Raw genomic sequence first — 12,768 nt, 5'->3', positions numbered from 1 at the left:
ACGCCAGATTGGACTGGAAAAATTTGCGAAAGGCGGACCTTTCCCGGGTCCGCCTTTTGACGTCTCTGGGGCACAAAGAAGGAGACCGACCATGTGGCCCGCCCCCGTGACCCTGACCGGCAAACACGTCACCCTGGCGCCTCTGCGCCAGGCCCATCGCAGCGATCTGGAAGAGGCCGTGCGCGACGGTGAGCTGCACCGGCTCTGGTACACAACCGTGCCCGCACCGGAGGCTGTCGAAGCCGAGATCGAACGCCGTCTGAACCTGCCCGACATGCAGCCTTTCGCCGTGCTGACCCCGGACGGCAAGGCGGTCGGCATGACCACCTACATGAACATCGACGCAACCCACCGGCGCGTCGAGATCGGCTCGACCTGGGTGAGGCGCGCGGCGCAGCGCGGACCGCTGAACACCGAGGCCAAGCTGCTGCTGCTCACCCATGCCTTCGACGCACTGGACTGTATCGCCGTGGAGTTGCGCACCCATTTCCTGAACCACCAGTCACGCCGCGCCATCGAACGGCTGGGTGCCAAGCTGGACGGAGTGCTGCGCAACCATATTGCCATGGAAAACGGGACGTTACGGGACACGGCGGTCTATTCGATCCTGCCTGCAGAATGGCCTGCGGTGAAGGCAAACCTGACCTGGCAATTGGCGAAACCCCGCGATTGAAGGGGGTGTGATCGGCGACGGGACTCGACAAATTTGACAATTGTTCTATATTTGTTCTACCCCGAACGGAGGAGAACAAATGCTGAACGCCCAGTACCAGTTGCCGCCGACGCCGAAACAGGTCGATTACGCCCGCGCCATTGCCTCCCGTCTGGGCGTGGTGATCCCGCCGGATGATGCAGGCGACCGGCGGCGGCTGTCGGAATGGATCGACCGGCACAAATCGGCCTGCCCGGCCCGGCCCGCCCGTGGCCCCGGGGCCACCTCGCGACAGGTCGCCTATGCCGAACGCATCGCCCGCGCCAAGCGCCGCGCCATCCCGGACGAATGTTTCCGCGACTCCGGGATGATGTCGCGCTGGATCGACTCGAACCGCTAAGGTGGCATCAGGCCAGATTGCACTCTGGATAAGTCCAGTATAGGCTGGCCCGCATGGCCGCTCCCGTCGAAACCTTCTTTCTGGACCCCGAGTCCCAGGGCACCCTTCAAGCGCAGATCCAGCAGATGATCGCCGAGGCGATCCTGTCCGGACGCCTGCCACGCGGCGAGAAGCTGCCGTCGACCCGAAAACTCGCGGCACATCTGGGTGTCAGCCGGATCACCGTGACGCTGGCCTATACCGAGCTTCAGGCCAATGACTACCTGTCCTCCCGCGGGCGTAGCGGCTTCTATGTCTCTGAAAATGCTCCAGAACCTCCGGCTTTCGCCCCGCCCCGCAAAACGAGCGAGGACAAGGTGGACTGGCACCGCGCGATCGGCGCACGCTTTACCGACCGGGTCACGCCCGAGAAACCACAGGACTGGCGCCGGCACCGCTTTGTCTTTACCTACGGCCAGTCGGACGCGACGCTGTTCGATCACAATTCCTGGCGGCTCTGCGCGCTGAAGGCGCTGGGGCAGAAGGACCACGCGGCAATGACGCGGGACTATTATGACCGCGATGACCCGGAACTGGTCGAATTCATCGCCCGTCACATCCTGCCAAGACGCGGCATTCAGGCCGCGCCGGAAGAGATTCTGGTGACTCTGGGGGCGCAGAATGCGCTGTGGTTGTCGGCGCAGGTGCTGTTGACGCAACGGCGCACGGCGGCGATCGAAAACCCCTGTTACCACACGCTGCACGACATTCTGAGCCAGAGCCGCTGTCACGTGACCCCGGTCGGCGTGGACGGCGACGGTTTGCCGCCCGAGGCGCTGCCCGATGAAACCGACGTGATCTTTACCACCCCCAGCCACCAGTGCCCAACCACATCGACCATGCCGCTGGAACGTCGCCAGGCCCTGCTGGCCCGCGCCCGCGAGCTGGATGCGCTGATCGTCGAGGATGACTACGAGTTCGAGATGTCCTTTCTCGGCCCGCCCTCCCCGGCGTTGAAAAGCCTCGATCGCGAAGGGAGGGTGATCTATGTCGGCAGTTTTTCCAAGTCGCTCTTTCCGGGGCTGAGGCTGGGCTATCTTGTTGGTTCTGAACCCTTTATTCGCGAAGCCCGCGCGCTGCGCTCAACCATCCTGCGCCACCCTCCGGGGCTGATCCAGCGCACGGTCGCCTATTTCCTGTCGCTCGGCCATTACGATGCGCTGATCCGGCGCATGGGGCAGGCCTATCACGAGCGGCGCGCAGTGATGGATGCGGCGATTGCCGACTGCGGCTTGCATGTCGCGGGCTCCGGCGCCTTTGGCGGCTCCAGTTTCTGGATGCGCGCGCCGGCCTATGTAGACACTGCGCTGCTGGCCGAGGAGCTGCTCAACCAGAGTGTCCTGATCGAACCGGGCGCGGCCTTCTTTGCCGGTGTGGGACGGCCGCGCAACTTCTATCGGCTGGCCTACAGCTCGATCCCGCAGGAGCGCATCCCGGAAGGCATCGCGCGGATTCGGGATGCGATCCGGGCCTTCCCCCGGTCCTGAGGCGCCGGGCCGGAGTTTAAGGGTCTTAATGCTTCCAAAGCGCAATGTTTAAACTTGTTAACGCCCCCACGGGCCCGCGTTTAAAAACGGCAAACATATGCAAGGCATGGCCAACCGCCAGTTTTGGCCTTAAATCGCCCGCGCAACTGGCCCTATCGACCCCTTGTTTCAGAGCCTAAAACTGGAAGTCGATTTCCCCGACCAAAAGGGGACCCCATTCATGACTGCGACAGGGATACCGCCCCATGAAAATGACCACTGAAGAAGCCTTCGTGAAAACCCTGCAGATGCACGGGATCGAGCATGCCTTTGGCATCATCGGTTCCGCCTTCATGCCGATCAGCGACATCTTCCCCAAGGCCGGCATTACCTTCTGGGACTGCGCCCACGAGGGCTCGGGCGGGATGATGGCCGACGGCTATACCCGCGCCACCGGCAAGATGTCGATGATGATCGCGCAGAACGGCCCCGGCATCACGAATTTCGTGACCGCGGTCAAGACCGCCTACTGGAACCACACCCCGCTTTTGCTGGTCACGCCGCAGGCGGCGAACAAGACCATCGGCCAGGGCGGTTTCCAGGAGATGGAACAGATGCGCATGTTCTCGGACTGCGTCTGCTATCAGGAAGAGGTCCGCGACCCCTCGCGCATTCCCGAGGTGCTGAACCGCGTGATCATGCAGGCCAAGCGCAATTCGGCGCCGGCACAGATCAACCTGCCGCGCGACATGTTCACCCAGGTGATCGATGTGGCGCTGCCCGCCGTGGTCGACTTTGAACGCCCCGGTGGTGGTGCGGACGCGGTGGCCGAAGCCGCCAAGCTGCTGTCGGAGGCCAAGAACCCGGTGATCCTGAACGGTGCGGGCGTGGTCATCGGCGGGGCGATCCCGGCCTCGATGGCGCTGGCCGAACGACTGGATGCGCCGGTCTGCTGCGGCTACCAGCACAATGACGCCTTCCCCGGCTCGCACCCGCTGTTCGCGGGCCCGCTGGGCTACAACGGGTCGAAGGCGGGCATGGAACTGATCAGCCAGGCCGACGTGGTCCTGTGCCTGGGCACCCGCCTGAACCCGTTCTCGACCCTGCCCGGCTATGGCATCGACTACTGGCCGACGGACGCCAAGATCATCCAGGTCGACATCAACCCCGACCGCATCGGCCTGACCAAGGTGGTGAGCGTGGGCATCGTCGGCGACGCCAAGAAGGTCGCCGAGGGCATTCTGGAGCAGCTCGCCGATACCGCCGGTGACGCCGGCCGCGACGAGCGTAAGGCACGGATTGCACAGATAAAATCCGCTTGGGCACAGCAACTGGCCTCGATGGATCACGAGGACGACGATCCCGGCACCTCCTGGAACGAGCGCGCCCGCGCCGACAAGCCCGAGTGGATGTCGCCGCGCATGGCCTGGCGGGCGATCTCGTCTGCGCTGCCGAAAGAGGCGATCATCTCGTCGGACATCGGCAACAACTGCGCGATCGGCAATGCCTACCCGTCCTTCGAGGCAGGTCGCAAATACCTGGCCCCGGGCCTGTTCGGCCCCTGCGGCTATGGCCTCCCTTCGGTGATCGGCGCCAAGATCGGCTGCCCTGACACGCCGGTCGTGGGCTTCTCGGGCGACGGGGCCTTCGGCATCGCGGTCACGGAACTGACCGCCATCGGCCGCGAGGAATGGCCCGCGATCACCCAGGTCGTTTTCCGCAACTACCAATGGGGCGCAGAGAAGCGCAACTCGACGCTGTGGTACGACGACAACTTCGTCGGCACCGAGCTGGACCAGCAGGTCAGCTACGCCGGCATCGCCTCGGCCTGCGGGCTGAAGGGCGTGATCGCACGCACCATGGACGAGCTGACCGACGCGCTGAATCAGGCGATCATCGACCAGAAGAACGGCATCACCACCCTGATCGAGGCGATGATCAACCAGGAACTGGGTGAGCCCTTCCGCCGCGATGCGATGAAGAAACCGGTCGTGGTGGCCGGCATCGACGCCGCCGACATGCGCCCGCAGAAAGGCGCCTGACCTCGCCGTTCACCTCCCCGGCGGGCGCACCCCACTCTGCGCCCGTCTCCGCCCCGGGGGCCAGCCCGATCCGGCTCGCTATTCCGCTCCCAGGGCGATCGACACCACCGTGGCGGCGACGATATCCTCCACCGTCGCGCCACGGCTGAGGTCGCAGATCGGCCGCGCAAACCCCTGCAGGATCGGCCCCAGGGCCTGCGCACCGCCCAGCTCCTGCCCGAGCTTGTAGGCGATATTGCCCGCGTCGAGATCGGGAAAGATCAGCACGTTGGCGTCGCCCCTTCCCAGACCCTTCTGCGCGGCCACCTGCGGATTCAGCGCCGCATCCCCTTGAATTGGCCCGGTAAATCCGGTCATCTGTGCCGCCTGACGCACCTTTTCAACACTGTCACCCGCCCCAGAGGTGCCAGTCGAGAAGGACAGAATCGCCACCTCGGCACGGCCCAGCAGCGCGCGGGCGGAGCGTTCCGAGGCCCGGGCGATGTCGGCCAGCTCGGCCACGGTGGGATCCACGTTCACCGCGCAATCGGCAAAGATCACCTCGCGCCCATCAGGATAGGTCATGAGGAAGAAGGACGAGGGCGTCGTCACCCCCTCGCCCATGCCGACCGCGATGGCGGCGGCCTCGATCACCCGGCGGGTGGAAGCGACGGCGCCGGCGACCATGACCTCGGCATCGCCCGCCGCGATCATGGCGGCGGCGCGGATCAGCGGTTTGGACAGCATCCGCATGGCCAGGGTTTCCTTCATCGGCCGCTGCGCCATCAGCGCCTCGAGCAGGTGGCCGGAGGGGTCGGCCAGCGGCACGACGCGGGCCAGCCCCTCGGCTTCGAGCCGTCGGGCGGCCTCGGCGATGCGGGGGTCGTCGCGTTCCGGCAGGACAACGGTAGCCTGGCGGGCGCGGGCGGTGGCAAATGCGGTGTCGAGCGCGGTCATGGCGCCATGAAAAGCACCACCCGGGCTGGCGTCAAGGCCGTCTGAACAAAGTCGAGAGCGCGAAAAGCGCGCAGGCGGCAACGACGATGGACGGGCCTGCGGGCGTGTCGAGCTCCAGCGACATCCACAGGCCCGCGAGCGCCGAGGCCGCACCTGCCGCAACCGCCAGCACCGCCATGCGCTCGGGCGTTGCCGACAGGCCGCGCGCGGCGGAGGCCGGGATGATCAGCATCGCCGCAATCAAAAGCGCGCCGACCACCTTCAGCGCGACGGCAACGACGATTGCCAGGCTGAGGGTCAGAACCAGCCCCTCGCGGCCCGCCCGGATCCCGGAGGCCGCGGCCAGGTCAGGGCTGAGCGTGGCCGTCAGCAGCCGCGACCAACGCCAGGCCAGAAGCGCCAGGATCACCGCCGCCCCACCCCAGATCACCGCCAGATCCGCGCGTGTCACCGTCAGGATATCGCCAAATAGAAAGGCCGCCAGGTCAACCCGCACCCCGGGCACGAAGCTGATCGCGACCAGGCCCGATGCCAGTGCCCCGTGGCTGAGCACCCCCAGGGCCGCATCCATCGCGTGGCCCCGGGCCGACAGGACGCTGACCGCAAGCGCCATGGCCAGGGCCGTCAGCAGGGTGCCCGCCGTCACCGGCGCGGAAAACAGCATGGCCAGGGCCACGCCCAGGATTGCCGCATGCGCGGTCGCATCGCCGAAATAGGCCATGCGCCGCCAGACCACGAAACTGCCCAGGGGTCCGGTCGCCAGGGCCAGGCCGCCCCCGGCCAGAGCGGCACGGACCAGGAAATCGTCAAACATGGTCGCAGGCCTCGCCGTGGTCATGTCCGTGGTCATGGCCGTGGTCATGCTCATGCTGGTAGAGCGCCAGGGCGCCGCCGGTGCCAAGGCCGAAGAGCGCGCGATATTCGGGCGCTTCGCGCACCACGTGGGGCGTGCCCTCGCAACAGACATGGCCGTTCAGGCAGATCACCCGGTCCGAGGCCGCCATGACCACATGCAGATCGTGGCTGACCATCAGCACCGCGCAGCCGGTGTCCGTGCGAACCCGTTCAATCAGCTGGTAGAAGGCGGCCTCCCCAGGTTGGTCAAGCCCCTGGGTCGGCTCGTCCAGCACCAGGATCTCGGGCCGGGTCAGAAGGGCGCGCGCCAGCAGGGCGCGCTGTAACTGCCCGCCGGAAAGCGCGGTGAGGGCGCGCCGCTCCAACCCTTCGATGCCGACCTCGGCCATGACCCGGCGCCGATCGGGTTCCGGATGGCGGCCGGGCAGTTGCAGAAAACGGTCGACCGACATCGGCAGGCTGGTGTCGATCCCCAGCTTCTGCGGCATATAGCCCACGCGCAGGCGCTTCTGGCGTGTCACTCGACCGGAACTGGCCGGCAGGACGCCCAGCAACAAGCGCAAAAGGGTCGACTTGCCGGACCCGTTCGGGCCGACGATGGTGACGATCTCGCCGGGATCAATGCGAAAATCCACGCCGCGCAGAATTGCGCCGCCCCCCGGGTCAAAGCCGAGATTTTTCGCCGATATCAATGTCATGGAGCGCCCTTGCAAGTGGGGCACAGGCCCAGGGCTTCGACATTCAGACGCTCGATCTCGAACCCCAGCGCATGCGCTGCCTCTTCGGCCGCGGCGCGGATCAGCTGGCCCGGCGCCTCAGCCACCGCATCGCAGGAACGGCAGATCAGGAAGACCGGTGCGTGGGCCTCGCCCGGGTGTACACAGGCGGCAAAGGCGTTCAGGCGGCGGATGCGGTGCACCAGCCCCTGATCGACCAGGAAATCCAGCGCACGGTAGGCGACCGGCGGCTGGTGTCCATACCCCTCGGCCGACAGGCGTTCCAGAACCTCGTAGGCGCCGAGCGCCCGGTGCCCTTCCAGCAGGATCTCCAGGGTCCGGCGGCGTACCGGGGTCAGGCGCGCGCCCTTTTGGGTACAGAGCCTTTCGGCTTCGGCCAAGGCATCGCTGCTGCAGGCGGCATGATCGTGAGACTGGAAGGCGTTTGTGTCTTGTGTCCTCATACCGGTGATATTATAACATAACATCGGGGTGCACAAGCACCCAAATCAAGCACCGACCATGGGAACACAAGGACACCCAGATGATCAAATACGCCCTGCCGCTGTTTTTTTCGCTGGCACTGCTGACCCTGCCTTCGCTGGCGCAAGCCCCCCGTGTTGTCACCGATATCGCCCCGGTCCATTCCCTTGTCGCCCAGGTCATGAAAGGGGTGGGCCGTCCGGATCTGCTGGCTGAGCAGCCGGCCAGCCCGCATCAAACCCAACTGCGCCCAAGCCAGGCCCGCAAGCTGGAGCAAGCCGATCTGCTGGTCTGGGTGGGACCCGAGCTGACCCCCTGGCTGGGCCGCGCGCTGGACGGGCTGAGTCCGGCGAACACGTTGGGGCTGCTGGACCTGCCCACCACGCAGAACCGCCCCTTTGACGCCGCGGCGGAAGAGGAGCACGCCGACGATGAGGATCCAGCCGATGACCATGACGATCGAGAAGCGGACACCCAGGACCATGGCCATGGCAGGATCGACCCGCATGCCTGGCTGGATCCGGTTAACGGCGCGGCATGGCTCGTAGCAATTGCCGAAGACCTGGCCAGGATCGACCCGGAACACGCGGCAACCTATCGAGAGAATGCGGTCGCAGCCAGATTCGCACTGTCCGAACAGACCAAAGAGTTGACGGCGCGGCTTGACGCCGTGGAACTGCCCGCGCTGGTCACGGCGCACCAGGCCTATGGCCATTTCGCCGCCCGGTTCCCGATCCCGCTGCCCGGCTATGTCAGCCTCAGCGATGCCGCCGCCCCCTCGGCCGGGCATATTTCCGAGCTGCGCGACAGGCTCGCGCCCCTGGGCAAGTTCTGTCTGTTCACCGAACCGGAACTGGACGCCACCCGGACCGCCGCCATGCTGAACGGGTTGGATATTGTGGTGCTGGAACTCGACCTGCTGGGCAGCCGCCAGACACCGGGCGAAGCGCTTTACGGGGAAACGCTGGCCGCACTTGGGCAGGCCTTCCTGACCTGCGCCGAAGAAGTAAAGTGACCAGGGTTTCCTGCGCGTCTGAAACCGCCGGAACCCGTTTCAGACACACAGAGCCGGGGCCCGCGATCACCGCCGCGCGCCCTGGTCCCCCCAAGTTCAGAAGTCGTCCCAGTCATCCTCGACATGCTCTTCGAGCTGGTCCGTGACCGGGGCGGTGGCGACTGCGGCGGTTGCGGCGACGGGCGCCAGGGTTGCCGCGTGCGTGTCCGGGGGGATCTTGGCCGGGTTGCGGCGGCTGGTGAAGGCGGCCGGAGCCACGACCTCGGCACTGGCCGGCGCCGCCGCGCCGGTGCGGAACCGCGCCATGGTCTGGGTCAATGCCTCCGCCTCGCGGCTCAGTGCGTGGCTGGCGGCCGTGGTTTCCTCGAACATGGCGGCGTTTTGCTGGGTCACCTGGTCCAGCTGGTTCACCGCCGCATTGATTTCGGCCAGCCCGGCGCTCTGCTCACGTGCAGAGACTGCGATTCCCGACACGTTGCGGCTGATCTCGGTCACGCTGTCGACGATTCCTGCCAAAGCCGCGCCGGCCTGATCGACCAGTTCCACCCCGCGTTTTACCTGGCCTCCGGAGGCCGAGATCAGGTCATTGATCTCGCGCGCGGCGTCCGAGCTGCGCTGCGCCAGGGCCCGTACCTCGGAGGCCACGACCGCGAAACCTCGCCCGGCCTCGCCGGCACGGGCCGCTTCGACCCCTGCGTTCAGCGCAAGCAGGTTGGTCTGGAACGCAATATCGTCAATCACCCCGGTGATCTTAGATATCTGCTTGGACGAGCTTTCGATCTCTCCCATCGCGCCCACCGCCTCGCGCACCACCTCGCCAGAAGCCTCGGCATTGCGGCGCGCGCCGTCCACCACCTCGTTGGCATGGCTTGCGCCATCGGCGGCCGAGCGCACCGAGTTGGTCAGCTCGTCCAGCGCCGAAGCAGTCTGTTCCAGCGTGGCCGCCTGTGTCTCGGTGCGGTGGCTGAGGTCGTCGGCGGCGTTGGAAATCTCCACCGCTTCGCCATTGATCAGCCCCGCGTTTTCAATCACCCCGCGCATCGCCCCCAGGAGCTTGTCGACCGCCTGGTTGAAGTCGAGCCGCAACTGTTCGTAATCGGCGCTGAAGGCCACGTCTATGCGCGCGGTCAGATCGCCCTCCGACAGCTGCCCGAGCCCGACCCGCAGTGCGTCCACCACCTGGGCCTGCGCCGCTTCCATCCCGGCGCGCTTCGCCTCCGCCTCGTCGATCGCTGCGCGCGCCGCCGTCACGTCATTGCCAAGTAGAACAATGCGCAGGGCACTGCCGTGATTGTCCACCACCGGGGCAAACCCACCTTCGATGGCGGCGGTGCTGCCATCGTGCCGCGGCAGGTCGAAACGACCGTACACCGACTGACCCTCGCGCAGCCGGTCGAATACCGCGCCGCGTTCGGCTGCCATCTTTTCGTCGAACCGGAACACTTCTCTACCCTTGCGGCCCGCAAGCTCATCCAGCTCGGCATTCATGGCTTGGCAGAACAGCGAATTGGCGTCGATCAGTTCCCCCTGGAGAGAGAACTCCGCCTTTACCTGATTGGCGTCGATAGAGGACAGCAGGGCCTGGTTCATGTAGTCCCGGGACACGTCGAGCCATTCGACGACATAGCCGATCTGATCGCCCTTCTCATCCTCGACCGAAGAGATATCCAGCGACAGGCGCACATCCCCCATGGCGATATGCGCGTTGTAGGGCAGATTTTCGGAATCGGCGAGGATCGCCCGCACGCGCTCACGCAGCCCGGCCGGATGGAACTCGTCAATGCAACGGCCGACCACGACGGAACTGTCGAAATCCGGCACGACGGAGCGGATTTCCTCCTCGTATTTCTCAAGCATGGTCTTCACCGTCGCATTAACATGCATGATGTCGAGGTCGGCATTCACCATCATGATCGCCGCCGAGGAGCCTGAAAAAGCCGCGCCGCGGAACCGGCTTTCAATCTGGAGTTTCTCGGCCTCGATCAGCTTGTCGCGGAAACGTGACAGGGTATTTGCGATGCCGCCGATCTCATCGCCGCGAGCCGTCGCCGGGATCTCGCGTTCGAAATCACTGTTGGACACGGCCTCCATGGTTGCGGTCAGCTGGTTCAGAGGGCGCGACAGGCTGCGAGAGAACAGCACGGCCAGAACCGAGACCCCCAGGGCGATCAGGACCGCCTTGATGATGAGATTCTGCATCAACTCGCTGGCGTGGGCGAAAACCTCGGCCTGATCCTGTTCGACCACCACGGCCCAGGTCTGACCGAAGACTTCGATCGGCTGGTAGGAAGCAATGACCGGGCGACCGTTGCGCCCAAGCGACTCGAACACACCGGTCTCACCGGCCAGGGCCCGGCGCGCTGCCTCGGTCCCGGCTTCCACCTTCCCGACCAGCACCTCGTCCGAAAAGCGCGAATTCGAGCGCAGGAGCCCGTCCGGCCCGACCAGGTACGCCTCCCCGGTTTCCCCCAGGCCATTGGCCTGGTTGATCACTGCCGACGCAATCTCGGTCGGCAACTGAAAGGCCAGAACGCCGACCCGCTTGCCCTGACGGTCAAACAGCGGTGCGGCCAGGAAACTGGCCGGCGCATTAAAGGACGGGCCGTAGGGCGCATAGTCCTCGAAGGCGTACTGCCCATCGGGCAGTTCGTTGGCCGCGCGGTAGGCGCGCGCGAGCCCGGTGTCCCGCCAAACGCCGGTAAACATGTTGGTGGCGTAGTCGCTTTCCTTGAACACCGAGTAGACAAGATTGCCTTCGATATCGAATAGGAAGACATCATAATAGCCGTAATTCTGCTGGATCGCGCGAAACTCGGGGTGGGTCTGGGCGTGCACGGTCGAATAGGTGCTGTCATCCCCGGCCCAATCCAGGTTCTGCTTTTCACCGACCGGATTGGGGTTCTCGTCGATATAGAGCCGTTGCAGCAGCTCGGTCTGATCCTGCCCGATCACCCGCCAGCCACGGCTGAAGCTGGAGGCCGCGCGCGCCGTGGACGTTCGCGCCGCAAGCACAGCCAGGTCCGCCTGATTCTGCCGAAACAGCCCCGCCAGGTTATGCGCGCGACCGCTGCGGATGGTGGTCAGCAGCGTTTCGGCCTGGCTTCGCAGGCCCTGACGGTCGGATAGGTAGGACACGAGGCCCGACACACCGGCCGCCATGACGACCAGGAACACCATGAAAATCGGCAGTTTTACCGAAATCGGAAACTTGTTGAGAAAGCGCATTGGGCATCTCCAGAGTGGCACAAAACCGGTGGACGGCTGCCCGGCCTGCCGGACCGTCCGGCTGCCAAGGCGAGTCGCGAGACCCGTCCATCCAAGTGGATCATTTGTGCCGACCTTGGCAGCGAGGAATGAATTTTCTGTTTAAGTCCGCGAAACTCGCGGCACCGGGGCCAGTTTGCTGACGCCAGGGCTTTCCGATGGGCTGAAGTTAGCCGCCTTCAGCGGGGCGGGTGTACCCTGTGGGCAGGTCCAGCGGACGGCCGGTGGCCCGGCGCAGGAGGAAGCGCGCTGTCAGGGCGAGCACCCCCAGGTCCGTGCCCAGGGTGGCCCGGTGGAAATAGGCCCGGTCCATCGCCACTTTACGCGGCAGGAGCTCGGCGCCGTAGCGATCCTCGTCCGAGAGACCGACTTGCGCGGCAGGCGCCCGTTCCAGGGTCAGCTGGTAGAGCGTGCCGGGGCTGGTCAGGCCCGGGCGCAGGTCGAGCGAGCGGCGCATTTCGGGCGTGTAGAAACGGTCGATCACCTCGGGCACGCGGGGACGCGGGCCGACAAGGGCCATCTGCCCTCCCAGCACGTTCAGGAGCTGCGGCAGCTCGTCGATGCGGCTTTTGCGCAGGAACCAACCCAGAGCGAAGACGCGGGCATCGCCCCGGGCCACCAGAAAGGAACCACGCGGCCCGCCGGTGTGCATCGTTCGCAATTTCAGGATGGCGAAAACGCGCCCCCCCTGCCCGACGCGTTGCGACCGAAAGAACACCGGGCCGGGGGAGGCCAAGCGAATTCCCAGCCCCGCCAGCAGCAGCAGGGGGCTGGTGGGAACCAGGACGACGAGCGCCACGGCAATGTCCAGCGCACGGCGTGCAACCGCGTTCAGCACGGGACGCGACGTGGCCTGGCCAAGGGGGCCGGGGTTCGGAACGTAATCGGGATTTGGAGCAC

11 protein-coding genes are annotated in these 12,768 nt (G+C 65.7%); 5 read left to right on the top strand and 6 right to left on the bottom strand.

Annotated elements, in window-relative coordinates; translation table 11 throughout:
• Positions 1 to 91 precede the first annotated feature (91 nt).
• The 4 genes from Q1V43_RS14530 to xsc all read left to right on the top strand — a co-directional run bounded on the left by Q1V43_RS14530 (position 92) and on the right by xsc (position 4,599).
• Complete coding sequence (locus tag Q1V43_RS14530; RefSeq protein WP_300519455.1) at positions 92 to 673, top strand: GNAT family protein; 582 nt, start codon at positions 92 to 94, stop codon at positions 671 to 673.
• A gap of 79 nt (positions 674 to 752) precedes the next feature.
• A complete protein-coding gene (locus tag Q1V43_RS14525) occupies positions 753 to 1,052 on the top strand; it encodes a hypothetical protein (RefSeq protein ID WP_300519452.1) in 300 nt (99 codons plus the stop codon).
• Positions 1,053 to 1,105: 53 nt separating this feature from the next.
• Positions 1,106 to 2,578: a PLP-dependent aminotransferase family protein gene (locus Q1V43_RS14520; RefSeq protein WP_300519450.1), complete on the top strand. Its 1,473-nt coding sequence runs from the start codon at positions 1,106 to 1,108 to the stop codon at positions 2,576 to 2,578.
• 245 nt (positions 2,579 to 2,823) lie between these two features.
• Positions 2,824 to 4,599 (top strand): sulfoacetaldehyde acetyltransferase, encoded by a 1,776-nt coding sequence (xsc, locus tag Q1V43_RS14515; RefSeq protein WP_300519447.1) that lies wholly within the window; start codon positions 2,824 to 2,826, stop codon positions 4,597 to 4,599.
• A 78-nt stretch (positions 4,600 to 4,677) separates the two neighbouring features.
• Here xsc and Q1V43_RS14510 read toward each other — a convergent pair whose 3' ends face one another.
• The 4 genes from Q1V43_RS14510 to Q1V43_RS14495 are packed head-to-tail and all read right to left on the bottom strand — an operon-like array spanning position 4,678 to position 7,570.
• Positions 4,678 to 5,535, bottom strand: coding sequence for a phosphate acyltransferase (locus tag Q1V43_RS14510; protein WP_300519444.1), 858 nt, complete (start codon positions 5,533 to 5,535; stop codon positions 4,678 to 4,680).
• 31 nt (positions 5,536 to 5,566) lie between these two features.
• Positions 5,567 to 6,349 carry a metal ABC transporter permease gene (locus Q1V43_RS14505; RefSeq protein WP_300519524.1) on the bottom strand — a complete coding sequence of 261 codons (783 nt, stop codon included), beginning with the start codon at positions 6,347 to 6,349 and terminating at the stop codon, positions 5,567 to 5,569.
• A complete protein-coding gene (locus tag Q1V43_RS14500; RefSeq protein ID WP_300519441.1) occupies positions 6,342 to 7,088 on the bottom strand; it encodes a metal ABC transporter ATP-binding protein in 747 nt (248 codons plus the stop codon). Before Q1V43_RS14500 ends, Q1V43_RS14505 begins: the two co-directional genes overlap by 8 nt.
• Positions 7,085 to 7,570, bottom strand: a complete 486-nt coding sequence (locus Q1V43_RS14495; RefSeq protein WP_300519438.1) for a Fur family transcriptional regulator — start codon at positions 7,568 to 7,570, stop codon at positions 7,085 to 7,087. Before Q1V43_RS14495 ends, Q1V43_RS14500 begins: the two co-directional genes overlap by 4 nt.
• An 80-nt stretch (positions 7,571 to 7,650) precedes the next feature.
• Here Q1V43_RS14495 and Q1V43_RS14490 point away from each other — a divergent pair, with 80 nt between their 5' ends.
• Positions 7,651 to 8,604, top strand: a complete 954-nt coding sequence (locus Q1V43_RS14490) for a zinc ABC transporter substrate-binding protein (RefSeq protein ID WP_300519435.1) — start codon at positions 7,651 to 7,653, stop codon at positions 8,602 to 8,604.
• A 96-nt stretch (positions 8,605 to 8,700) separates the two neighbouring features.
• On the opposite strand, the gene Q1V43_RS14485 is transcribed toward Q1V43_RS14490, so the two are convergent.
• Both Q1V43_RS14485 and Q1V43_RS14480 read right to left on the bottom strand, forming a co-directional pair.
• On the bottom strand, positions 8,701 to 11,829 hold the full coding sequence (locus Q1V43_RS14485; RefSeq protein ID WP_300519433.1) for a methyl-accepting chemotaxis protein: 3,129 nt from the start codon (positions 11,827 to 11,829) through the stop codon (positions 8,701 to 8,703).
• A 208-nt stretch (positions 11,830 to 12,037) separates the two neighbouring features.
• On the bottom strand, positions 12,038 to 12,706 hold the full coding sequence (locus Q1V43_RS14480; RefSeq protein ID WP_300519431.1) for a sugar transferase: 669 nt from the start codon (positions 12,704 to 12,706) through the stop codon (positions 12,038 to 12,040).
• Positions 12,707 to 12,768 lie beyond the last annotated feature (62 nt).

It is taken from the genome of Aliiroseovarius sp., from assembly GCF_030148435.1.
Classification (GTDB): domain Bacteria; phylum Pseudomonadota; class Alphaproteobacteria; order Rhodobacterales; family Rhodobacteraceae; genus JASBTN01.
This window is presented reverse-complemented; position numbering and strand designations above follow the sequence as displayed.